General features: G+C 69.6%; 23 protein-coding genes and 1 pseudogene. 10 read left to right on the forward strand and 14 right to left on the reverse strand.

Features of this window, described 5'->3' with window-relative positions; all coding sequences use genetic code 11:
• Positions 1-8: 8 nt before the first annotated feature.
• From AB0H42_RS00455 to AB0H42_RS00470, 4 genes and pseudogenes are all read right to left on the reverse strand, one after another.
• Positions 9-487: pseudogene (locus tag AB0H42_RS00455) on the reverse strand (hypothetical protein).
• Complete coding sequence (locus tag AB0H42_RS00460; RefSeq protein WP_357047555.1) at positions 484-627, reverse strand: hypothetical protein; 144 nt, start codon at positions 625-627, stop codon at positions 484-486. Before AB0H42_RS00460 ends, AB0H42_RS00455 begins: the two are co-directional and overlap by 4 nt.
• Before the next feature lie 312 nt (positions 628-939).
• Positions 940-1,308: a hypothetical protein gene (locus AB0H42_RS00465; RefSeq protein WP_357047557.1), complete on the reverse strand. Its 369-nt coding sequence runs from the start codon at positions 1,306-1,308 to the stop codon at positions 940-942.
• 99 nt (positions 1,309-1,407) lie between these two features.
• Positions 1,408-1,563 (reverse strand): DUF6131 family protein, encoded by a 156-nt coding sequence (locus tag AB0H42_RS00470; protein WP_168165651.1) that lies wholly within the window; start codon positions 1,561-1,563, stop codon positions 1,408-1,410.
• A 561-nt stretch (positions 1,564-2,124) separates the two neighbouring features.
• On the opposite strand from AB0H42_RS00470, the gene AB0H42_RS00475 reads away from it, so the two are divergent.
• Complete coding sequence (locus tag AB0H42_RS00475; RefSeq protein ID WP_357047560.1) at positions 2,125-3,162, forward strand: cupin domain-containing protein; 1,038 nt, start codon at positions 2,125-2,127, stop codon at positions 3,160-3,162.
• Positions 3,163-3,426: 264 nt separating this feature from the next.
• Here the strand turns inward: AB0H42_RS00475 and AB0H42_RS00480 are convergent, their stop codons facing one another.
• The 3 genes from AB0H42_RS00480 to AB0H42_RS00490 form a co-directional block, all read right to left on the reverse strand.
• Positions 3,427-4,053, reverse strand: a complete 627-nt coding sequence (locus tag AB0H42_RS00480) for a MerR family transcriptional regulator (RefSeq protein WP_357047563.1) — start codon at positions 4,051-4,053, stop codon at positions 3,427-3,429.
• A gap of 85 nt (positions 4,054-4,138) precedes the next feature.
• Positions 4,139-4,522, reverse strand: a complete 384-nt coding sequence (locus AB0H42_RS00485) for a hypothetical protein (protein WP_357047565.1) — start codon at positions 4,520-4,522, stop codon at positions 4,139-4,141.
• Positions 4,523-4,686: 164 nt separating this feature from the next.
• On the reverse strand, positions 4,687-4,860 hold the full coding sequence (locus AB0H42_RS00490; protein WP_357047568.1) for a hypothetical protein: 174 nt from the start codon (positions 4,858-4,860) through the stop codon (positions 4,687-4,689).
• Positions 4,861-5,138: 278 nt separating this feature from the next.
• Between AB0H42_RS00490 and AB0H42_RS00495 the strand changes: the two genes are divergently transcribed.
• The 8 genes from AB0H42_RS00495 (at position 5,139) to AB0H42_RS00530 (ending at position 13,970) form a co-directional block, all read left to right on the forward strand.
• Positions 5,139-6,746 (forward strand): ABC transporter substrate-binding protein, encoded by a 1,608-nt coding sequence (locus AB0H42_RS00495; protein WP_357047571.1) that lies wholly within the window; start codon positions 5,139-5,141, stop codon positions 6,744-6,746.
• A gap of 5 nt (positions 6,747-6,751) precedes the next feature.
• Complete coding sequence (locus AB0H42_RS00500; RefSeq protein ID WP_357048608.1) at positions 6,752-7,711, forward strand: ABC transporter permease; 960 nt, start codon at positions 6,752-6,754, stop codon at positions 7,709-7,711.
• Between the two features lie 70 nt (positions 7,712-7,781).
• Entirely contained in the window at positions 7,782-8,561 is a 780-nt protein-coding gene (locus AB0H42_RS00505) for an ABC transporter permease (protein WP_357048611.1), read from the forward strand.
• A complete protein-coding gene (locus AB0H42_RS00510) occupies positions 8,558-8,770 on the forward strand; it encodes a hypothetical protein (RefSeq protein ID WP_357047574.1) in 213 nt (70 codons plus the stop codon). The genes AB0H42_RS00505 and AB0H42_RS00510 overlap by 4 nt, the downstream gene beginning before the upstream one ends.
• Positions 8,767-10,395, forward strand: a complete 1,629-nt coding sequence (locus AB0H42_RS00515; RefSeq protein ID WP_357047577.1) for an ABC transporter ATP-binding protein — start codon at positions 8,767-8,769, stop codon at positions 10,393-10,395. The genes AB0H42_RS00510 and AB0H42_RS00515 overlap by 4 nt, the downstream gene beginning before the upstream one ends.
• Positions 10,395-11,483 (forward strand): LLM class flavin-dependent oxidoreductase, encoded by a 1,089-nt coding sequence (locus tag AB0H42_RS00520; RefSeq protein WP_357047580.1) that lies wholly within the window; start codon positions 10,395-10,397, stop codon positions 11,481-11,483. The genes AB0H42_RS00515 and AB0H42_RS00520 overlap by 1 nt, the downstream gene beginning before the upstream one ends.
• Position 11,484: 1 nt before the next feature.
• A complete protein-coding gene (locus AB0H42_RS00525; protein WP_357047583.1) occupies positions 11,485-12,849 on the forward strand; it encodes an NtaA/DmoA family FMN-dependent monooxygenase in 1,365 nt (454 codons plus the stop codon).
• On the forward strand, positions 12,846-13,970 hold the full coding sequence (locus tag AB0H42_RS00530; RefSeq protein WP_357047586.1) for an LLM class flavin-dependent oxidoreductase: 1,125 nt from the start codon (positions 12,846-12,848) through the stop codon (positions 13,968-13,970). Before AB0H42_RS00525 ends, AB0H42_RS00530 begins: the two co-directional genes overlap by 4 nt.
• 15 nt (positions 13,971-13,985) lie before the next feature.
• Here AB0H42_RS00530 and AB0H42_RS00535 read toward each other — a convergent pair whose 3' ends face one another.
• On the reverse strand, positions 13,986-14,708 hold the full coding sequence (locus AB0H42_RS00535; protein ID WP_357047589.1) for an SDR family oxidoreductase: 723 nt from the start codon (positions 14,706-14,708) through the stop codon (positions 13,986-13,988).
• Positions 14,709-14,798: 90 nt separating this feature from the next.
• Between AB0H42_RS00535 and AB0H42_RS00540 the strand changes: the two genes are divergently transcribed.
• Positions 14,799-15,227 (forward strand): MarR family transcriptional regulator, encoded by a 429-nt coding sequence (locus AB0H42_RS00540; protein ID WP_357047592.1) that lies wholly within the window; start codon positions 14,799-14,801, stop codon positions 15,225-15,227.
• Between the two features lie 6 nt (positions 15,228-15,233).
• On the opposite strand, the gene AB0H42_RS00545 is transcribed toward AB0H42_RS00540, so the two are convergent.
• The 6 genes from AB0H42_RS00545 to AB0H42_RS00570 all read right to left on the reverse strand — a co-directional run bounded on the left by AB0H42_RS00545 (position 15,234) and on the right by AB0H42_RS00570 (position 21,284).
• Positions 15,234-16,580 (reverse strand): LLM class flavin-dependent oxidoreductase, encoded by a 1,347-nt coding sequence (locus AB0H42_RS00545; protein WP_357047595.1) that lies wholly within the window; start codon positions 16,578-16,580, stop codon positions 15,234-15,236.
• The gene (locus AB0H42_RS00550; RefSeq protein ID WP_357047598.1) at positions 16,577-17,323 is read right to left on the reverse strand and encodes an ABC transporter ATP-binding protein; all 747 of its coding nucleotides are present in this window, start codon (positions 17,321-17,323) and stop codon (positions 16,577-16,579) included. Before AB0H42_RS00550 ends, AB0H42_RS00545 begins: the two co-directional genes overlap by 4 nt.
• Positions 17,299-18,144: an ABC transporter permease gene (locus AB0H42_RS00555; RefSeq protein ID WP_357048614.1), complete on the reverse strand. Its 846-nt coding sequence runs from the start codon at positions 18,142-18,144 to the stop codon at positions 17,299-17,301. Before AB0H42_RS00555 ends, AB0H42_RS00550 begins: the two co-directional genes overlap by 25 nt.
• Positions 18,145-18,152: 8 nt before the next feature.
• Positions 18,153-19,217: an ABC transporter substrate-binding protein gene (locus tag AB0H42_RS00560; RefSeq protein WP_357047601.1), complete on the reverse strand. Its 1,065-nt coding sequence runs from the start codon at positions 19,215-19,217 to the stop codon at positions 18,153-18,155.
• 185 nt (positions 19,218-19,402) lie between these two features.
• Positions 19,403-20,971: an alkaline phosphatase D family protein gene (locus AB0H42_RS00565; protein WP_357048617.1), complete on the reverse strand. Its 1,569-nt coding sequence runs from the start codon at positions 20,969-20,971 to the stop codon at positions 19,403-19,405.
• Between the two features lie 127 nt (positions 20,972-21,098).
• A complete protein-coding gene (locus AB0H42_RS00570) occupies positions 21,099-21,284 on the reverse strand; it encodes a hypothetical protein (protein WP_357047604.1) in 186 nt (61 codons plus the stop codon).
• Positions 21,285-21,514 lie beyond the last annotated feature (230 nt).

The raw sequence follows: 21,514 nt of genomic DNA on the forward strand, positions 1-21,514 counted from the left end.
TTGCGGGGTCAGGAGGCCAGGATCTGGGGAGCGAGGATTTTCAGCATGGAGTTGGCCCAGCGCATCTGGCGCAGGGTCTCGGGGTGCAGCGTTCGGCGAGTTCGAGAAGGTCGGTGCCTCTGGTGGTTTGTGCTCCTTGGGTGCGCAGTTCCCAGTCGAGTGAGGCACCGGCGGCGACCCGGCGCAGGTGACGCAGATCGATGAGCAGGAGCAGCGCCGGTTCGCTCCGGTGTCCCAGTTGGGTGCTGAGGCGTTCTTGGACGGGTCCGGTGCGCGGTTCGGTGCGGGGGTCGCTGTCGAGGGGGAGTCCGTAGCGGTGGCCGGCCCGGGCGAGTCGATGGACGTGTTCGGTGGACCACCCGGCGATATCCCGCGCGACGTAGTGCACCTCGTGGTCGGCTTTGTGGCGGGCGGCCAGAGTGGTGCGGTCGAGGGCGAGTTTGCGTTCGGAGAGGTGCAGTTCCCGGATCGCGAGGTCGAGTTTCACGGCTGTTCTCCCACGGGTTCGAGGGTCCCGGTGGCGAAAGCCGTCCCCCCGCCGACGGTTTCCGGCAGGGAGGTGCCGAGGGGGCGTGATGCCGTGGTGGTGAGGGCCGGTGCCGGGCCGCGGGTATCGGTGACGAGCACGGTGATCCGGTCCTCTCCACCCAGACCTGCGGCGCGGCCGTCTGGAGCTGAGGTGCTCGGGCGGTTTCGGTGCGGGTGTGGAAGTGATAGAGGGTGCGGCCGGTGGTGAGGACGAACGGATAGTCCGGGCGCGGGGGGTCGTGCGGGGTTCGGCCCGCGCCGTAGGGGGGTGCGGGTTCCCCAGGGGCCGGCGATTCGGTCCTTGGCCACCATGCCCGCCGCGCACCCGTCGTCTCTGTCGGAGAAACCGGCCGAAACCAGGAGGAACCCCGCACGATGTCGCGGTCACCACCCGCTCCGCGCACCGCGTTGCTAGGTGGTTCCGCGCTTCTTCTGGTCCGGATCGATCTCGTCGGCACGCTCGAACTGCTGATCCAGCTCCTCGCGGGAGGCATCCGCCTCGCCTCGATGCGCGGCTGCCTGCTGCTGGAGTCCGGCCGCCCGCGCTTTCTGGGCTTCGGCTTCGGCCGCGGCGGCGCGGGCTTTGGCGGCGGTCTCGTCGGCTAGTGCTTCGCGCTGGCCGACCCGGTGTGCGTGTCCAGCCGCCTCGCCGCGGATGTTCTCCGCCTCGATCCGGCGGTGTTCTCTGCGCTTGTTCGCGGCCGCCCAGATCAGTGCGGCAACGATCAGGACTACGACAACCGCGATGACAACGATCGCGACAATTGTGCTGGTTGCCATTTCTGTTCCTCACCTCGCGTGTGATTCGTCCATGGCATCGATCGACAGTGGTCATCGGCCGACGACGGGCAGGGTCGTGCGGCACCGTCTCCGGTGGTGTCAGTAATAGTGGCGCCGTCCGCCGACCGCGCGGCCCATCGACCCCAGTGCCAGGAGCACCAGCCCGATGATGAGAAGGATGATTCCGATGATCCAGAGGATCTGGATATTGAACAGGAATCCGATGACCAGCAGAATGATTCCGAGAATGATCACGACGGGACCTGGATTCGGTATCGGGAGTGACGGGACCGGAGGAAATTGTGTACCCCGGTAATCCGTATCGAGTGCGCCGGTGTGCGCACGTCCGCCCGGCGACGCGGCCGCGAGGGGCCGGGAGCCGCGGCGAGTGTCCGCCGGAAGGGCGCGCGGGCCGTGGGAGCGGCCGTCCGGGAGCGTGGTGCCGCGGGCCGGAGCCGACGAGTTGCCGGCCGGCCCGAGACCAGACGGAAGCGGTCGGGTTCGCCGCCTGTGGGTGCGGGGGTGACATACGCGAGCGCCATGGCTTCGCCGGTTACGGCATTCGCGCTGTTCCTATCGCTCACCACACCCACCACCAGCTGCAACGAGCTCGACGTTCCAGATCTTCAGTAGACGCCTGGCCCTCGGCAAAGTCAACGTCGCCGCCCGCCGCCACCGGCGGTCTCGACCGTGACACCGCGTCGAAGTAACGGCGGCGAATCGCCGGGGTGTGCGCGGCGCCGGCGTCCGGTGCGGGCCGGCGGTCCGCCGAGGGCGCATGATCGATAGGGGGCCATCGGCGCTCGAGGAGGATCTGTGCGCAGTCCATCGGTCCACGTCGCCTCGCTGTGGCAGGGCGAGGAAATCTATCGCAGCGAACTCGGCACGCTGACCAGACTCACCGCCGACAACTTCCCGATCCTCTCGGGGCTCTCCATCAAACGCCTCACGCTCGCCCCCGGAGCCTTCCGCGAACCGCACTGGCATGCCAATGCCACCGAGCTCACCTACTGCACCGCCGGCCGGGCGCTGGTCTCGGTGCTGGACGACGGCAGCCGCTTCTCCTCGTTCCTGGTCACCGCGGGGGAAATGTTCCATATCGACTCCGGCGCCCTGCATCACGTCGAGAACGTCGGCGACACAGACGCCGAGTTCGTCCTGGCGTTCCGGCACGAACGTCCCGAGGATTTCGGTCTCGGCGCCGCCGTGGGCGCGATGACCGATGCCGTCCTCGGCAATACCTACGATCTGCCCGCGGCGGCCTTCGCCGATATCCGCCGCGGCACGACCGCCCGCCTGGTGGCGCGCCGCGACGGCGAGCCGGATATTCCCCCCGGCGCCCACTTCGGCGACCCGCATCACTTCGCCGTCGAGGCGATGCCCGCTCCGGTCGATTCCCCGGTCGGGTCCGCCCGCACCGCCCGCCGGCAGTTCTGGCCCGCGCTGCACGATATCTCGATGTACTCGCTGCGGGTGCGGGAGGACGGTATGCGCGAACCGCACTGGCACCCGGTGACCGCCGAAATGGGGTATGTCCACCAGGGTTCGGCGCGGATGACCATCATGGACCCCGACGGGACCCTGGACACCTACACGGTGAACGAGGGCGAGGTGTACTTCGTCCCGCGCGCCTACCCGCACCATATCGAGGTGGTCGACGCCCCCCGGGTGCACCTGCTGATCTTCTTCGATCAGCCGACGCCGGCCGATATCGGCTACCGCGCGTCCATGAGCGCCTATTCGCGCAAGGTCCTGGCGGCCACCTTCGGCAAAGCACTGGACGAACTACCGGAGCTGCCGTTCACCCCGGCCGACCCCCTGATCGTGACGCGGAACAATCCGCTCGACCCATAGCTGGACGGGCGTTTTTTGTCGCTACGAGCGACCACTCGCCGAGAGGCGCTTGTGGGACGTCGGCATCCGAGCCGCGGCGCCTACGGCGTCCGGCTCTACGCCGCCAGGTGGTTCACCTGGCGGAGTTTTCCATCGATGGCCGAGCCCGTCGCGGAGCTGGATACCGCGGTCCACGACCCGGAAGACGGCCTCGGCGGCTCCGGTCGCGCGGTATGCCACCGGGGTGAACGCCGGATCCGGAGGAAGGCGACCGACCGGATCGCCTCAGGTCGGGCCGAAGCGTTTCCGCGACGCTTCCGCGTGCGCCACCCGGCGCAACGCGGCCAGCAGGCTGTCGCCGAGTACCGTGCCGACCACCGCGCCCTCCACCATGTTCTCGGCCGAGCCCAGCCCGGCGAGGGCCTCGATATCGGCGGTGGCCACCCGATCGGCGTGTTCGGCGTAGGCGGAGAGATTGTCGAGCGGCCATTCGTGGCCGACCGCCCGGTAGGTGCACAGCACCCCGGTCAGCGTTTCGATCAACGGTGACCCCGGTGGCGGCTGCCAGCCGCGTTCCGCGACCACCTCGTCGATCCGGCGCGTGGCCCATTCGCGGTCGGCTGCGGAGACGGCTTCGGGGGGCGCGGCCGGTAGGCCCGGCTGGGCGGTGCCGAGTACGTCGTGCAGTGAGCTGCTCGGTGCGTCGATCGCGGTGAGGACGTCGCGCACGGCGGCCACCGAGAGTCCGGCCACCTCGGTGAGCGCCCGGACGAGCGCGAGCCGCCGCACATGTGCCGGACCGTAGCGGGCCTGGTTGGGGCTGGTCAGTTCGCCGGGTGGCAGGAGTCCTTCGCGCTGGTAGTACTTGATGGTTGCGATCGCGACGCCCGACTCCCGGCTCAGTTCCGCCATCCGCATCCGCTGCCGCCTCTTTTCTCGCGTCGTCCCCGGTTCGATCATGTCAGCTGTCGTCCCGGCCCGGAGGTCCGGTCGAGGCTCAGGCGGCCGCCGGCCGGGCGTGCCACCAGGCGAGCAGGAATGCCGCGGCGAAAGCCAGGTGGACGACCCCGAATACGGCGGCCACGTCCCGTGCTTCGCCGCTGAGCACTCCCCAGACGTCGTTGAGCGCGACCACGCCGAATCCGGTCAGGTCGGCCAGGAGTACGGTGTTGCGGATCGTGGCGGGGGCGAGTGTGCGCGACATCCAGTTCAGCAGCGCGATTCCGAGGAAGGGTCCGCCCAGCAGCCGCAGCAGCGCAATCAGTTCGGGCGAGGCGTCTTCGGGTACCGCGCCGACGCCGAACTGCGCGGGGACGAGCAGGAGCGCGAGTCCGATCGCCGCGAGGTAGAGCGCGGCGACGGTGAGAAGTGCCTTGTGCATTGGGGACATCCTGTTCACTCGTGGATCCCCGTGGAGATCGGCAGATCCGGTGGGCCGGTTCGGTCCGGCCAATTATGGATAGTTAAAATATCCATAATGGAAATTTACGCTATCCATTCGGGCCGTGTCCAGACCCGTGCGCCTGCTTCGGCGCAGTCGGATCGTCAGGATTTCCGGCCCGGTCCACCGGGATCGATCCCGTCCTGGAGAGCGACTCCTCGCCGCGAACCGCCCAGGCCGAGATCGTCATCGAGCAATTCGCGCCGCGCGCGGCCGGCCGGATCGTCGGTGTCGGTGGCGCTTCCGCGACCCGTGGGGCGGCCGCGCTCGACCGGCATCGGCGGAACCTGCGCACTCTGTTCTCACACAACCCCGCGGCCTACCAGGCGCGAGTGCTGGGGAACCTGCGGGTCAACGGCGAACCGCTGCCTCTGGCCGGCCACTTCTGACCGCGCCCGGCCCGCGCCCAAGGTTTGGATTCAGAGTGATCGAGACCGGCGACGCCACGCCGGTCGCTCCTTAACGTCTTTTCCAGCATCCGGGAGACCGCCGTGGGGCGGCACCGGCCCGACGATGCCGCGGCCGGTCCCCGGCGCGGTGCGATCCGGAGAATTCGATGAAACGACCCGTTGCCCTGTTCGGGGTATTCGCCGCAACGTTCGCCCTCGCGGCGTGCGGAGGCGGGGTGACGCAGACCGGTGTCAGCGGTCCGCCGCAACCCGGCGGAACACTGCGGTACGGACTCTCCCAGGCGCCGACCTGCTCCGATCCGGCGCAGAGCGGCACCAACCAGACGATCTACGTCACCCGTCAGATCGCCGACTCGCTGACCGATCAGGACCCGGGGACCGGTGAGATCCGGCCGTGGCTCGCCCAGCGCTGGGAGGTGGGCCCGGACGCGCGGACCTTCACCTTCCATCTGCGCGACGGCGTGACCTTCAGCGACGGCACCCCGCTGACCGCGGAATCCGTCCGTGCCACGCTCGATTCGATCGTGCACGTACTGGGCGGCGCCAAAGCACCACTGGCAGCCACCTACCTCGCCAATTACACCGGTACCGACGTGGTGGACCCGCGAACCGCGCGGGTGCGCTTCAGCACCCCGAATGTGCAGTTCCTGCAGGCGACGTCGACCCCGCAGCTGGGCATTCTCGCCGCCGCCACCACCGCGAAAGAGGCCGAGCAGCGCTGCCTCGGCGATACGATCGGCAGCGGTCCGTTCACCTATGCCGCGTACCGCCAGGGTGATTCGGTGACGCTCGCCAAACGCGCCGGCTACCACTGGGGCTCGGCGGTGTTCGCGCATCAGGGCGAGGCGTATCTGGACCGGATCGAATTCACAGTGGTCCCGGAATCCGGAGTACGCACCGGCAGCCTGGTGTCCGGTCAGCTGGACGCGACCAGCGATGCCCTACCCCAGGACGCCCCGCAGATCGAAGCCGCGGGCGGACAGGTGGCCACCGCCTCCAACCCCGGAATCACCTTCGGTTTGCAAACGAATGTGACGCGGGGCCCGCTGCGCGACCGCGCGGTACGCACCGCGCTGCTGCCCGCGGTCGACCGTCAGGAGCTCGTCGATACGGTGCTGGGCCCGCAATTCCGGCCCGCGACCAGCCCACTGGCCCATACGACGCCCGGCTATATCGATCTGAGCGGGGAGCTCGGCTTCGATGCCGAGACGGCGAAGCGGGCGCTGGACGCGGCGGGCTGGGTCCCGGGCGGCGACGGTATCCGCGCCAAGAACGGTGAACGGTTGTCCTTCGGGGTGCTGTTCAGCGCGGCATTCGCCGGAAACCAGGCCATTCTGGAACTCCTCCAGCAGCAACTGCGGGTGGTGGGGGTGGAGTTGCGGCTGGAACCTGCCGCCAACGCCGACTACACCGTCCGGCAGAACACCAAGGATTTCGACACCATCTACTACAACGTGACCCGGGCCGACGGCGATATCCTGCGCACCAATTTCGGCCTGGATGCCCGGAACCTGAACGACCGCGGCGCGATCCCATCGCTGGATGCCGCGCTGTCCGGCCAACTCGCCACCGTCGACAGTGCGCAGCGGGCCCAGCTGATCGGCCAGGCACAGCGGCTGCTGCTCGACGAGGGATTGTGGATCCCGACCATCGAGCTCTCCCAGGCCATCGGAGTCGCGAACACGGTGCAGGGCCTGACCTTCGAGGCCTCGGCGCGACTGCAGTTCTACGACACCTGGCTGAGCGGCCGATGACCACGCTGACCCGGTATGTGCTGCTGCGTGTGCTCCAGGCGGCCGGCGTACTGTGGGCGGCGTTCACCGTTTCCTTCGCGGTGCTGTACCTGCTCCCCGCCGATCCGGTGCAACTCGCCGTGGACGCCAGTCCCGGTACCCCGGTCGACGCCGCCGCGGTCGCCGAACTGCAGGCCCGGTACGGGCTGGACAAACCGGTGTGGGAGCAGTACGCCACTGCGGTGGTCCACGCGGTGCGCGGTGACCTGGGGCATTCGCTGAGTACGGGGCAGACCGTCGTCGAGGCCATCGGGGAGGCGCTGCCCTCCACGCTGGCGCTGGCCGGTACGACGCTGGTGCTCGCCGTGGTGTGCGGCGCCGCCCTCGCACTGGCCGCGGCCTATACCGAACGCACGTGGTTGCGCGATCTGCTGACCGCCCTGCCGCCGGTCGGGGCGGCCATGCCCACCTTCTGGGTCGGATTGATCCTGCTGCATCTGTTCTCGTTCCAGTTGCGCCTGGTGCCCGCGTTCGGGGGCACCGGGTTCAGCGGGACGATCCTGCCGGCGATCACCCTGGCCGTGCCGGTGGGCGCGGTGATCGCGCAGGTGCTGTACAGCAATCTGATCACCACCTGGAACCAGCCGTTCGTGGCGGTCGCCTTCGCGAAGGGCGCGTCCCGTGCCTGGGTGCAGCGGCGGCACGTGCTGCGTGCGGCGGTCGGCCCGGCGCTCACCATCGCGGGAGTCTGGGTGGGCACGGTGCTCGCCGGGTCGGTGATTGTGGAGACGGTGTTCGCGCGCGCCGGTGTCGGCCGCCTGACCCAGACCGCGGTGCTGAACCAGGACATCCCGGTGGTGCAGGGCATCGTGGTGTTCAGCGCGGCGGTGTACGTACTGGTGAACCTGCTGGTGGATCTGGTGTATCCGCTGGTGGACGCGCGGGTGGTGGACGGGTTCCGCGGGAAGGAGACGGTCCGTGCCTGAGGTTCGCGAACTCGTGGCACCGCCGCGCGAGAAGGTCCGGACACCGCACCGGGGGCGGACCGCGGCCGGTGTGGTGTTCTCCGGGGCGGTGCTGATCCTCGTACTGGGCTGGGCGGCCGTGCCCGCCCTGTTCACCCGGGGCGACCCGCTGACCGGTGTACCGAGCGAGAAGTTCCGGGGCCCGAGCCCGCAGCACTGGTTCGGTACCGACAATCTGGGTCGCGACCTCTACACCCGGGTCGTGCACGCGGCCGCGCTGTCGCTGACGGCGACCGTGCTCGCCGTGGCGATCGGACTGGTGGCCGGGTCGCTGCTCGGGGTGGTGTCGGGCGTGGTGGGCGGAACCCTGGACAGCATCGTCATGCGCTGTGTGGATGTGCTGCTGTCGATTCCGGAACTGCTGGTCTCGCTGGCCCTGGTGACGGTGCTCGGTTTCGGCACCGGCAATGTCGCGCTCGCCGTCGGTGTCGCGCTCATCGCGCGGTTCGCCCGCGTGATGCGCGCCGAAGTACTGCGGGTGCGGCAGGCGCCGTACGTGGAGGCCGCCCGCGCCTGCGGGGTGCGCTGGTACGGGGTGCTCTTCCGGCACGTCCTGCGCAACTCCTACGCCCCCGTCGCCGCGCTGGCCGCCGTCGAGTTCGGTCTCGCGGTGCTGGCGGTGTCGTCACTGAGTTTCCTCGGCTACGGTGCCGCCCCGCCGACTCCGGAATGGGGATCGCTGATCTCGGAGGGACGCAACTATCTCGCCACCGCCTGGTGGCTGACCACGTTACCCGGCCTGGTCATCGTCGCGGTGGTGCTCGCCACCCAGCGCCTGGGTCGGGCCTTCGCCCAGGAGGGACTGCGGTGAGACATCACGAAGTCGCCCGTGCACGAACCGGTCGCCACACCGCCCGTATGTGGGCCGGCCGCGAAGCGGCACCCGTCGGGTCGGAAGCCGGCGACCCGCTGGTGGCCACGGCGCGCCGGGTCCGCGGATTCCTGCGCGCCGGCTGGCGCTTCCAGGTCGGTCTGGTCGACCAACTGCCGCGACTCTTTCTGACCGGGTGGTCACTGTGAGCGCGTCGGGGGACCCGCTGCTACAGGTCGAGAATCTGGTGGTCGAGTACCGCACCGCCGCGACCTCGACCACCGCGGTCGACGGGATATCCCTCACGATCGGCACCGGGGAGACGGTCGCCGTGGTCGGGGAGTCCGGATCGGGCAAATCCAGCTTGGCCCACGCGGTGATCGGTCTGTTGAGCGGTGCCGGAGCGATCACCGCGGGTAGCGTGACCTTCGCCGGAGAGCGGATCGACCGGCTACCTTCCCGCGGGTGGCAGCGAATCCGCGGCGCCCAGATCGGTTTGGTACCCCAGGACCCCGCGGTCTCGCTGAACCCGGTGCTGCGCATCGGTGACCAGGTCGCCGAGACGCTCCGGATCCACGGCCGCGCCGACCGGCGTACCGCCGCGGCCGAGGCGATCCGGATCCTGACCGAGGCCGGAATCGATCGCCCGGCCCTGCGGGCCCGGCAGTTCCCGCAGGATCTGTCGGGCGGCCAGCGCCAGCGGGTACTGATCGGGATCGCCCTGGCCTGCGGTCCGCGCCTGGTCATCGCCGACGAACCGACCAGCGCGCTCGACGTCACCGTCCAGCGGCGCATCCTCGACCATCTGGCCGGTCGCACCGCCGAATCGGGTACCGCGGTCCTGCTGATCACCCACGACCTCGGTGTCGCCGCCGACCGCGCCGACCGGATCGTGGTGATGCGGCACGGCCGGATCGTGGAATCCGCCGCCGCCGCCGAAGTTTTCACCGAGCCACGACACGAGTACACCCGCCGGCTGCTGGCCGCCGCCTCGGGAACGGACCGGACGCGCCGACCCGGACGTGCCCCCGCCGCCACACCGCTGTTGTCGGCCCACGGTCTGCACAAATCCTTCCGGGTGGCGCGCGGCACCACGCTCGCGGCCGTCACCGATGTGTCGCTGACCGTCGATCGTGGCGAAACCTTGGCGATCGTCGGCGAATCCGGCTCCGGTAAGTCCACGACCGCGCGGATCATCGCCCGGCTGGAGCAGCCCGACCGCGGCACCGTGGAATTCGACGGTACCGATATCGGCGGGCTGCGCGGGGCCCGGCTGCGGGAGTGGCGGCGGCGCGTCCAGATCGTGTACCAGAACCCGTATGCCTCGCTGAACCCGAAACTGACCGTCGGCGCCCTCGTCGCCGAACCGTTGCGGGCCTTCGGGATCGGCGACCGGCGGTCCCGCGGCGACCGGGTCGCCGAACTGCTCGACCAGGTCGCGCTGCCGGTCTCCGCCGCGCACCGGCGCCCGGCCGAACTGTCGGGCGGGCAGCGCCAGCGGGTGGCCATCGCCCGCGCCCTGGCCCTGCGACCGGATCTGGTGATCCTCGACGAACCGGTGTCCGCGCTGGACGTCTCGGTGCAGGAACAGATCCTGGGCCTGCTCGACGCTCTGCAGACGGAACTGTCACTGAGCTATCTGTTCGTCTCCCACGACCTCGCGGTGGTCCGCGGGATGAGCGATCGGGTGGCGGTCATGTGGGAGGGCCGCATCGTGGAGACGGGCCGGACCGCGGAGATCTTCGAGGCGCCGCGGCACGAGTTCACCCGGGAACTGTTGCTGGCGATGCCGGGGGCCGCGCGCCGGCACCGGCCGAGAGAAAGGACCGCCTGATGACGCAGGTGTCGCCGCTGCTGTTCGCCGTCGAATTGGCCGGTACCGGAATGCATCCCGCGTCCTGGCGGCGCGCGGACTCGCGGGCCGAGGATCTCTTCACCGCCGGGTACTGGGTCGACGCGGCAGCCGCCGTGGACCGGGCCGGCCTGGATCTGGTCTTCCTGCCGGATTCGTTCGCCCTGCAATCCGGCGGCGCGCGAGGACGACTCGAAGCGGTCGGTATCGCCGCCCGGGTCGCGACGGCCACCACCCGGCTCGGCGTGGTCCCACAGGCGCCGGTCACCCATACCGAACCGTTCCATCTGTCGAAGGCGATCGCGAGCCTCGACTACGCGACCTCCGGCCGGGCGGGCTGGGAGGTGACGGTTTCGCCGGGCGCCGAGCAGGCCCGCTTGTTCGGCCGCAAAGCCGAGCAGCCCGCGGATTCGCTGTGGCACGAAGCCGGCGAGGCGATCGAGGTGGTCACCCGGTTGTGGGACAGCTGGGAGGACGACGCGGAGATCCGCGACAGCGGCACGGGCCGGTTCATCGATCGCGACAAGCTGCACTACATCGATTTCGCCGGGGACAACTTCTCGGTGAAGGGCCCGTCGATCACGCCGCGCCCACCGCAGGGTCAGCCGCTGATCGCGGTGCGGGCCTCCGGTCCGCACGCGACCCGGACGGCGGTGCGATACGCCGATCTCATCCGGATCACCGCCCCGGACCCGGCCACCGCCGCGGAGACCCGGTCGGTCCTGCGCTCCGCGGTGGCCGTGGCGGGCCGCGATCCCCGGCAGGTGCGGGTGCTGCTCGATCTCGAGGTCCATCTCGCGCCGACGCCGGCACTGGCCGCGCAGGAGGTGGCCGAACTGGAGGAGTGGACCGCCACCGCCGGCCCGGTCGGCCTTCGCCATGTGGGGACCACGGACACCTTGCGGGAGCTGGCCGAGCAGGTGCAGCGGGAGTGCGCCGCGGACGGGATCGTGCTGCGGCCGCTGGCCCTCGCCTCGTTCCTGGACCGGCTCCCGGCCCCGCTCACCACCTTGCGCGGCAGGCTCGGCCTGCCGCGTCCCCACAACCGCTACGCGACCGAACGGGGCTGATATGCCGAAGACGCAGTCGGGTAGGCAGATCCATCTCGCCGCCCACTTTCCGGGGGTCAACAACACCACCGTCTGGACCGATCCGGAATCCGGTAGCCAGATCGATTTCGAATCCTTCACCCACCTGGCCCGGACGGCCGAACGCGGACTGTTCGATTTCTTCTTCCTCGCCGAAGGTCTGCGGCTGCGCGAGCACCGCGGCCGGATCCACGACTTGGACGTCGTCGGCCGCCCCGACACGTTCACGGTGCTCAACGCCCTCGCCGGGGTCACGGACCGGCTGGGCCTGGCGGGCACCATCAACACGACCTTCAACGAACCGTTCGAGCTGGCGAAACAGTTCGCGACCCTCGATCATCTGTCCGGTGGGCGGGCCGCCTGGAACGCGGTCACCTCCTCCGACGCGTTCACCGGCGAGAACTTCCGCCGCGGCGGGTACCTCGAGCACGCCCAGCGGTACACGCGGGCCGCTGAAGTGGTCGCGGCAACCCGCACGCTATGGGACAGCTGGCCCGCCGACGCGCTCGTCGTCGACCGGGAACAGGGGGTGTTCACCACACCGCTCCCCGAGTTCCGGTATCGCAGCGATCAGTTCGATATCGAGGGCACGTTCGTCCTGCCGCGCAGCCCGCAGGGATATCCGGTGCAGTTGCAGGCCGGGGATTCCGAGGAGGGCCGGGAATTCGGTGCCGCCACCGCGGACGCGATCTTCAGCCGGCACGGCGAACTCGAAGCGGGACAGCAGTTCTACACCGATATGAAGGGCCGGCTCGCCAAGTACGGACGCCACCGCGAGGACCTGCTGATCCTGCCCGCGGCCACCTTCGTCCTCGGTGACAACCGGGCCGACGCCGAGGAACGCGCACAGCACATCCGGCGGCAGCAGGTCGGCCCGCAGACCGCCATCGCCTTCCTGGAACAGGTCTGGGGCCGCGACCTGTCCGCCTACGACCCCGACGGCCCACTGCCCGATATCGAACCGCTCGACGATGTGACCATCACCCGGGGCCGGGTGCGTCACGCCCGGGATCCGCGGGCGGTGGCCGAGCAGTGGCGGGCCCGGGCCGAGGCGGAGAACCTGACGATCCGCGAACTGATCATCGAGGTCACCGCGCGTCAGCAGTTCGTCGGGTCACCGGCGGAGGTCGCCGCCGAAATCGACCGCTACGTCCAGGAGGACGCCGCCGACGGGTTCATCCTGGTGCCCCACCTCACCCCGGCCGGGCTGGACGAATTCGTCGACACGGTGATCCCGGAACTACAGGACCGCGGCACCTATCGCACCGAGTACACCGGCACGACCCTGCGCGAACACCTGGGTCTACGACATCCCCATCGAGCCGACGAGAAAGTACGTGCCTCATGACGGTACCCCTGTCCGTTCTGGACCTGTCGCCGATCAGCACCGGATCCACCGCCCGGCAGGCGATCCGGAACACCATCGACCTCGCCCGGCACGCCGAGGCATGGGGTTACCGGCGGTTCTGGGTGGCCGAACACCATTTCGTCGCGGTCGCCTCCTCGGCGCCGACCGAACTGATCGCCCTCATCGCCGGCGCCACCGAGACCATCCGCGTCGGTTCGGCCGCGGTCCAGGCCGGGTACCGCACCTCGGCCTCGGTCGTCGAATCGTTCGGCACCATCGACGCCCTGTACCCAGGCCGGCTCGATCTGGGGCTGGGTCGTTCGGCACATCGGATCGGACAGCTCCGGTCCGCGGCCGCCCCCACTCCGCAACGTCCGACCGAGGTCCGCGACGGAGTGGTGATCCCACCGCCGTTCGCGCCCACCCAAATCCTCGATAGCACCCGGCTGGTGGCCTCGCTGGAAGCGCTGCGGCTTCCTGGCGCGGAACCGCTCGACTACACCCGGCAGGTCGAGGAGATCCGCGCCTTGCTCGCCGGCACCTATGCGACCGCCGACGGCGTCGCCCTGCACGCCGTGCCGGGGGAGGGCGCCGGGGTCGAACTGTGGTTGTTCGGCAGCAGCGGTGGCGAGAGCGCCCGGCTGGCCGGTTCGCTGGGGCTGCCGTTCGTGGCGAACTACCACGTGTCCCCGGGGACCGTCCTGGAAACCGTCGAGGCCTACCGGACGGCGTTCCGTCCCTCACCGCGCTATCCGGAACCGTACCTGGTGGTTTCGGCCGATATCGTGGTCGCCGCGCAGGAGGCAACCGCCCGCCATCTGGCCTCCACCTACGGGCACTGGGTAGCGAGTATCCGCAGTGGCGCGGGGGCCGCGGAATACCTCGATCCCGATACCGCGCCACCGCTGACCGACGATCAGCTGCGGCTGGTCGACGACCGGGTGAACACCCAATTCGTCGGAACCCCCGGCTCGGTCGCCGCCCGCCTGACCGCGCTGCGCGATCTCACCGGCGCCGACGAACTGGTCGTCACCAGCGTCACCCACCGGCACGAGGACCGCCTCACCTCGCACCGTCTCCTGGCCGAGGAGTGGGGCCTGACCCGCGCCCGCGCCGCGTAGCTGCGCCGGTCGAGCTCAGAAGGCCCCGCCCGAGGCGGGTAGGGTCGCGCCGGTGATCCACCGGGCCTCCTCGGAAACGAGAAAGCCCACGATATCTGCGATATCGGCGGGTTCACCGATTCGGCCCATCGGGATCGTCGCGGCGATCCGGTCGATCTGTCCGACCCCCGCGGCGGCCAGTGCGTCGGTGCGTACAGCGCCGGGCAGCACGCTGTTGACCGTGATCGCGCGTGGGGCGAGTTCCCGGGCGAGTACCCGCACCAGCTGTTCGGCCGCGGCCTTGCCCGCCGCGTAGAGCCCGGAGCCGGGCCGGTGGGTGACGGTCGCGCCGGAGGACACCAGCACGATCCGCCCACCGTCGCGCAACCGGTTCGCGGCCTCGCGCAGGACGTAGAAGGTGGCTTTCGTATTGATCGCGAACTGCTGATCGAAATCGTCGTCGGTGGCCTCGGCGAGGGGGGAGAAGCGGGCGATTCCGGCGTTGCTCACCACGATGTCGATACCGCCGAAGGTTTGCTCGGCGGTATCGAACAGGGCGCGGAGCTGCCCGGGATCGGCGACATCCGACTGGACGGATAGCGCACGGCCGCCATCGGTTTCGATCGCGGTGACGACCTCCGCGGCGGCCGCGCGGTCGGCTCGATAATTGACGACGACCGCGGCGCCGGTGCCGCCTAGTCGATGGGCTATCGCCCGGCCGATACCGCGGGAGCCTCCGGTGACCACTGCGACGGGCACGATTGCCTCCAAAAGTATATACTATGGATAGTCGATATACTCGACTAACTATCGTGTCTCGTCAACCATTGATCATCTAAACTGCTCGTCGTGGCAGTGAACGATCACGACCTGGTTGCCGCCCTCGGCGGGCTCTATCGTGAGGTGAACGCGTTCTATGGGGCGGTAGCCCGCGAATTCGGCCTCACCGCCCAGCAGATCGCGCTGCTCTGCCTGGTGCAGGCCCAGCATCCGACATTCGGTGAACTCGCGGCGGCGCTCGGATGCGACAAGACCAATATCACCGGCATGGTGGACCGGCTGGAACGTCGCGGTTACGTTGCGCGGCAACCCGATCCGGCCGATCGCCGGATCAGCCGGGTGGCGCCGACCGCGGAGGGGGTGGCGATCGGCACGGACATCCAGGCGGCCATCGCCGGAAAACTCGCCGCCACCCTGCCACACGTCGCGCGGATCGAACTCGCCACCGCCGCAGCCGATCTGGTCACCGCCCTATCCGATCGCGGCGGAGCGCGTTAGCCGCCGCTACCCGGCCACCGGCTGCGGCGCGTAACGGCTCGCCGGTTTGGGCAGTCCGAAATGGTCGCGCAGAGTGGTGCCGGTGTACTCGGTCCGGAACAGCCCGCGCTGCCGCAGGATCGGGACCACGGTCTCGGTGAAGACCTCGAGGCCGCCGGGATAGTAGGGCGGCATCACGTTGAAACCGTCCGCGGCACCGGAGCGGAACCACTCCTCGATGGTGTCGGCCACCTGCTCCGGGGTGCCCGCGAAGACCCGGTGTCCACGCGCGCCCGCCAGCCGGTGCAGCAGCCCGCGCAGGGTCGGCCGTTCCCGCTGGACGATCCCGGCCACCACCTGCCGCCGGCTCGCCGAATTGTCGATGACATCACCGGCGTCGGCGAACAATTCGACCGGTACCGGTTCGTCGAGTTCGAGATGCCGCAGTGATTCGTGGGCCAGCGATTCCAGCTGTTTGATGCCGTACTCGGGCACGGTGAGCTCGTTGAACTCCCGTTCCAGCTGTTTCGCCGCCGACTCGGTGCCCGCGATGAACGGACTGATCCCGGGCAGGATCTTCACCTGGTCGGGTGCGCGGCCGAAACCCGCCGCCCGCTGTTTGATATCGCGGTAGAACGCCTGGGCGTCGCTGAGCCGCTGATGCGCGGTGAAGATCGCCTCGGCGTACCGCCCGGCGAAGGCGCGGCCGTCGTTGGACGCTCCCGCCTGCACCAGGACCGGATACCCCTGCGGCGTGCGGGCCGAATTGAACGGCCCGCGTACCCGCAGGTGTTCGCCCGCGAAATCGATGGGATGGATCTTGTCCGGGTCCGCGTACCGGCCGCCGGCGCGGTCCAGCAGGATGGCGTCGTCCTCCCAGCTGTCCCACAGCGCGGTGACCGCGTCGACGAATTCGCGGGCCCGCGCGTAGCGCTCGGTGTGATCGGGATGGCGTTCCAGCCCGAAATTGGCGGCGGCCAGATCGGTTCCGGTGGTGACGATGTTCCAGCCCGCCCGGCCGCCGGAGATATGGTCCAGCGACGAGAACAGCCGGGCCAGGTTGTAGGGCTCGTAGTAGGTGGTGGACGCCGTGGCGATCAAACCCAGATGCGTGGTCGCCGCGGCGATCGCGGTCAGCAGCGTGATGGGTTCGAGGCCGGGAGCGGCGTTGTAGGCCACATTCGTCCGCAGTGCCGGTCCGTCGGCGAAGAACACCGCGTCGAAGGTCGCGGCCTCGGCGGTCCGGGCGATCTCCTGGTAGTAGCGGACATCGTAGATCCGGTCGGGGCGGCTGGCCGGATGGCGCCAGGCCGCCTCGTGGTGCCCGGCGGGGTAGATGAACGCGTTGAGACTCAGCCGGCGTGGTTCGGTCATCGTGCATCGTCCTCGTACTGAGTGGGTTCGGTGGAGACACCGAGCGCGGCCAGGAGTTGTTCGCGGTAGTGGGCGACGGCGGGATCACCGTGCCGGCGCGGGCGGGCCTGCTCGATGGACAGGTCGACGGCGATGCGGCCCTCGTCGAGGACGAGCACCCGGTCGGTGAGCAGCACCGCCTCGTCCACATCGTGCGTGACCAGCAGTACCGCCGGGCGGTGCCGGGCGCAGAGATCCTGGAGCAGTCCGTGCATCCGGATCCGGGTGAGCGCGTCGAGCGCGCCGAACGGTTCGTCGGCGAGCAGCAGCGCCGGTTCGCGGACCAGGGACCGGGCCAGCGCCACGCGCTGTTGTTCACCGCCGGACAGTTCCCGGGGCCAAGCCTTCTCCCGGCCGGCCAGACCGACCTCGGCCAGTGCGTCCCGGCCGCGCTGCGCGGCGCCCGGACCGCTCAAACCGAGCGTGACATTGTCGAGCACCCTGATCCACGGCAGCAGCCGGGAATCCTGGAACACCACCGACCGCTCCCGGGGGACGGTCAGTTCACCGTCGCCGGCGACATCGTGGTCCAGTTCGCCGAGTGCCCGCAGCAGGGTGCTCTTACCGGAACCGCTACGGCCCAGCAGCGCCACGAACTCACCTCGCGCGATATCGAGATCCACCCCGCGCAGCACGATCCGGTCGCCGAAGCCGCGCCGCAGCGCGCGGACCCGTACGGTCAATCCGACAGTGTCTGTCGCCATGCCAGCGCCCTCCGCTCCAGCGCGCGGACGGCCAGGTCACCGAAAAGACCCAGCAGCCCGTAGATCACCAGTCCCACCACGATCACGTCGATCTGCCCGTAGGTACGTGCCTGGGTCATCAGATAGCCGATCCCGCTGGTGGCGTTCACCTGCTCGACCACCACCAGGGCCAGCCAGGAGATGGTGACCGCCAGCCGCAGTCCGGTGAAGAAGCCCGGCAGTGAACCGGGCAGCGCGACCCGGCGGATGAAACCCCACCGGGACAGGCCGACCGTCTGCGCCAGCTCCACATAGCGCGCGTCGACTCCGCGCAGGGAGGCATGCGTATTGATGTACACCGGCACCAGCACACTGGCGGTGATGACGATGAGCTTCATCTCCTCGCCGATCCCGAACCACACGATGAACAGCGGGATCAGCGCGAGGGTCGGAATGGAGCGCTTGATCTGTACCGGGCCGTCCACGAGAGCCTCACCGATCCGGCTCAGGCCGGAGACCAGCGCGAGCACCACACCGAGCGACACCCCGAGTACGAGACCGATCGCGGCCCGCTGCAACGAGGTGAGCAGATTGGACTGCAGGGTGCCCTCGGCGATCAGATCACCCGCGGTCCGGGCCACATCCCACGGCGCCGGTAGCGTTTCGGCATCGAGGGTGCCGGACAGCGAACCGATCACCCAGGCGGCCAGCAGCAGTACGGGACCCAGCGCGAAACCGAATGGGATCGGCCGGCCCGGCCCGAGGCGGACCCGGCGCCCGGCCCGCGCCGACCGGGCCGGTGGTGCGAGCGGCGCGGGCCGGGCGCCCGCGGAGATATCCAAGGTGGCCACTACTGTGCCTCCCGTTCGAATCGTGCGCCCACGGCGGGCACGGTCTCACTGATCACCTGGTCGAACCGGGTATCGAAACCGTCGGCGGCCTCGACCTTGCGCGGCAGCTGACCGGCCGCGTCGATGACATCGATGGTCGCCTGTTGCGCGTCGATCAACTTCTGATCCAGATGGGGGAAGGTGAACTCTCCGAGCGAATCCACGATCCGGCCCGCATCGTCGGCGCTGAGCTTCTGATTCTCGATGTAGTAGATCCGGGCCCACTCGTCCCGGTGCGTATTGGTCCAGTGGAACGACCGCACGAAGGCCCCGACCAGGGCGCGCAGCGCGGCGGATTTCGCCGGATCCTGGGTCGCTTCCCGCCGGGAGTACAGATAGCCCAGGCCGTAATAGATACCGGTGGTCTCCGGATCGGCGATCACGGTCGCGCCCGGAGTACGCAGGAAACGGGTGAGCCGCGGCTCGTTCAGCGGGGCGATATCGACCTGCCCGGTGCGGACCGCATCATTGAAATCGGCCAGCTGCAGCCGCACCAGCTCTACATCGGACGTGGTCAGGCCGGCCTTGTCCAGTGCGCGCAACACCGCCGCCTGCTGGGCCGTCCCTTCGGCATAGGCGATCTTCTTACCCTTCAGATCGGTCAGCCGGGTCGCCGTGACACCCGGCGCGACAGCGAGTTTGATCCCCGCCGGATCGGTCTGATAGGCGGCGATGATCGGCACGTCCTGTCCGGCGGCGAGGGCGTGAATCGGCGGCACATCTCCCACCGGCGCCACATCGGCCGCCCCCGCCCGGAACGCCTCCAGGATCTCCGGGCCGCCGATGAAATTCGCGAACTCCACCTTGAACGGCAATTTCTCCAGTTCACCGGAGGCGCGCAGCGCGGTCTGGAAACGTTCTTGCTGGTCGGCGACCACCAGGGTGGTGCCCGGCGGAACCTCGGTGGGCAGCGGCGTATCGAGTGCGGCGCCACCGGGCCTGTCGCTGCTGTTGCACCCGGTCAGCGCCATCCCGGCAGCGGCGACGGCGAGGAGCATCGCGACCGAACGGAGTCGGAAACGCACGGCAAGAGAACGAGACTGGTGCATAGCGGCATTGAAACAACGCCGCGGTCACGAGGGAATGATTAATAAGACGGTGATCCGAACTGTATCCCTCTGCTCCGCCTCCGGAGCCGCAGAACCAGGGCGGGCCCGGCGGGCGACCGTCCGAGTGGACGATCGAAGTGACCCTCGATGCTGCCGACGGATCACCCGCCCGGCCGGAGGCGGCCGTCGTGGGGCAGTTCCCAGGCGGCCGCTATTCGGACGCCGGTGCGTGCGTCGGTGACATCACCGACGTAGTACCACTCCATCCGCACCCGGTCAGGTACGAGGTCGACCACGCCGTAGCCGTGGGAATCGAGCTCGGTGTAGTGGATGTGCTTGTTGAGCGCTCGCACCGACTCCGCGAGCGCGACCGAACCCGTGCGCCGCGGGGGTGGCAGCATCTCCCCGATCCCGGTGGAGGTCACCGACGGGACCACGAATTCGGCCCCGGCGGTAGGGCCGCCCGGGTAGCGCGCGGCGTCGAGCGGGACGTCGGAGGCCCAGGAGCTGTGGATATCGCCGGTGAGGAAGACGACATCGCCGACGCCGCGGTCGATCAGGGCCTGGAGGAGGCGGCGGCGGTCGGCAGGGTAGCCGTCCCACTGGTCGGTGTTGAGCGCCGGACCCTCGCGGGGGATACCGAACACTTCGGTGACGGCCGCGGTGGCCTGAGGGTCCAGTGGTGGGAACGCCAGCGGCGCGATCATGACCGAATTACCGACCACCTGCCAGCGCGCGGAGCCGGAAACCAATCCGGCGGTCAGCCATTCCATCTGACGTGACCCGGTGAGCGTACGGGCCGGGTCGTCACCTTCCCGGGTGCCGAGCTCGGGTTGCCGGTCCCGATAGCTGCGTAGATCCAGCATGGACAGCTCGGCCAGCGTGCCGAACCGCAGCCGGCGGTAGATCCGGGTCTCCCCGGCCGTGGTCCGCAGCCGGACCGGCATCCATTCCGTGTACGCGCGGATCGAGGCGGCGCGCCGATCCGCCCAGCTGCCCTGGGACGTGGGGTCGTGGTTCTCCGCGCCGCCGGACCAGGCGTTGTTCGCGGATTCGTGATCGTCCCAGGTGCAGATGAACGGCACCCGCGCGTGCAGGGACATGAGGTCGGGGTCGGTTTTGTACTGTCCGTGCCGGATCCGGTAGTCGGCGAGCGAGACGATCTCGTGCACCGGCTCGTGCCGCCGGACCGTCCCGGCGCGGCCGTCGAACGATCCGGAGCGGTATTCGTAGAGGTAGTCGCCCAGGTGGACGACGGCGTCGAGATCGTCGCGGGCGGCGAGGTGACGGTAGGCGGCGAAATACCCCGCTTCCCAGTTGGCGCAGGAGACCACACCGAAACGCAGGCGGGCGGGGGAGTCGGCCTCGGCCGGGGTGGTGCGGGTACGGCCGGCCGGCGACGTCGCACCGAGGGCATGGAACCGGTAGTGGTAGTCGTGCGCCGGGTCCAGACCGCGTACGTCCACCTTCACCGTGTGATCGGAGTCCGCGTCCGCGGTGAGCGACCCGGCGGCGACCACCGTGGTGAAGCCCGCGTCCTCGGCGATCTCCCACCGGACGGGGGCCGGGGCGCCGAATCCCGATCCCGGCAGGGCCTGCGGCCCGACGGTCACCCGGGTCCAGAGCACGACGCCGTCGGGTAGCGGATCACCGGAGGCGACGCCGTGCCCGAATACCGGGCTCGCCGCATACGCGGCCGGGACGGGTAACGCGGCCGCCGCGGCGGTCACCGCCCCCGCGCGTAGTACGGTCCGGCGGTCCGGTGCGACCCGGACCCCGATGTTCGAAACGCTGCCGTTTCCGCTCACGTTTCCCGATCACAGCCGATCGGGCGGAATTCGGCAAATCGGCGGGACTTCACGCCGCGTCGGCGTCCCGGTAGCGGAGTTCGAGGGTCACCCGGCGCGCCAGATATCCGGCCGCCCAGGGGGCGAATTCGCGGGCGATCCAGGCGCCGTGCCGGTCGTCGAGCCCGAGGAGCCGGCAGGCGTGTCGCAGGTCCTCACGCATCCACAGGGTGTCGCGCTGGGCGGTGTCGCTCATAGCTGCTCCGATGTGCCGGGAAATGGGAAAGCGCGTTGTCCGGACATCGTGATTGCGGCACCGGATGTTTCGCGGACCGGTCGGCCCGCCGTCACCGGCGGGCGTCGGGATCCTGGTGTTTCGAGTGCTTTTGCTTGCGGCGGTACTGCTTACCGGACGGGATCGGCCGGGCGGCGTTCGACGAGCGCCGGGCGTGCCGGCGCCGCCAGCCGGTGAGGCCCGGGCGTTCT

This window comes from Nocardia sp. NPDC050799 (assembly GCF_040654015.1).
Classification (GTDB): domain Bacteria; phylum Actinomycetota; class Actinomycetes; order Mycobacteriales; family Mycobacteriaceae; genus Nocardia.

Excerpts from the sequence above, each read along its gene's own strand:
- AB0H42_RS00465 (WP_357047557.1), bottom strand. The coding sequence starts at position 1,308 with ATGGCAACCAGCACAATTGTCGCGATCGTTGTCATCGCGGTTGTCGTA.
- AB0H42_RS00480 (WP_357047563.1), bottom strand. The coding sequence starts at position 4,053 with ATGGCGGAACTGAGCCGGGAGTCGGGCGTCGCGATCGCAACCATCAAG.
- AB0H42_RS00485 (WP_357047565.1), bottom strand. The coding sequence starts at position 4,522 with ATGCACAAGGCACTTCTCACCGTCGCCGCGCTCTACCTCGCGGCGATC.
- AB0H42_RS00490 (WP_357047568.1), bottom strand. The coding sequence starts at position 4,860 with ATGCCGGTCGAGCGCGGCCGCCCCACGGGTCGCGGAAGCGCCACCGAC.
- AB0H42_RS00495 (WP_357047571.1), top strand. The coding sequence starts at position 5,139 with ATGAAACGACCCGTTGCCCTGTTCGGGGTATTCGCCGCAACGTTCGCC.
- AB0H42_RS00520 (WP_357047580.1), top strand. The coding sequence starts at position 10,395 with ATGACGCAGGTGTCGCCGCTGCTGTTCGCCGTCGAATTGGCCGGTACC.
- AB0H42_RS00525 (WP_357047583.1), top strand. The coding sequence starts at position 11,485 with ATGCCGAAGACGCAGTCGGGTAGGCAGATCCATCTCGCCGCCCACTTT.
- AB0H42_RS00530 (WP_357047586.1), top strand. The coding sequence starts at position 12,846 with ATGACGGTACCCCTGTCCGTTCTGGACCTGTCGCCGATCAGCACCGGA.
- AB0H42_RS00545 (WP_357047595.1), bottom strand. The coding sequence starts at position 16,580 with ATGACCGAACCACGCCGGCTGAGTCTCAACGCGTTCATCTACCCCGCC.
- AB0H42_RS00550 (WP_357047598.1), bottom strand. The coding sequence starts at position 17,323 with ATGGCGACAGACACTGTCGGATTGACCGTACGGGTCCGCGCGCTGCGG.
- AB0H42_RS00570 (WP_357047604.1), bottom strand. The coding sequence starts at position 21,284 with ATGAGCGACACCGCCCAGCGCGACACCCTGTGGATGCGTGAGGACCTG.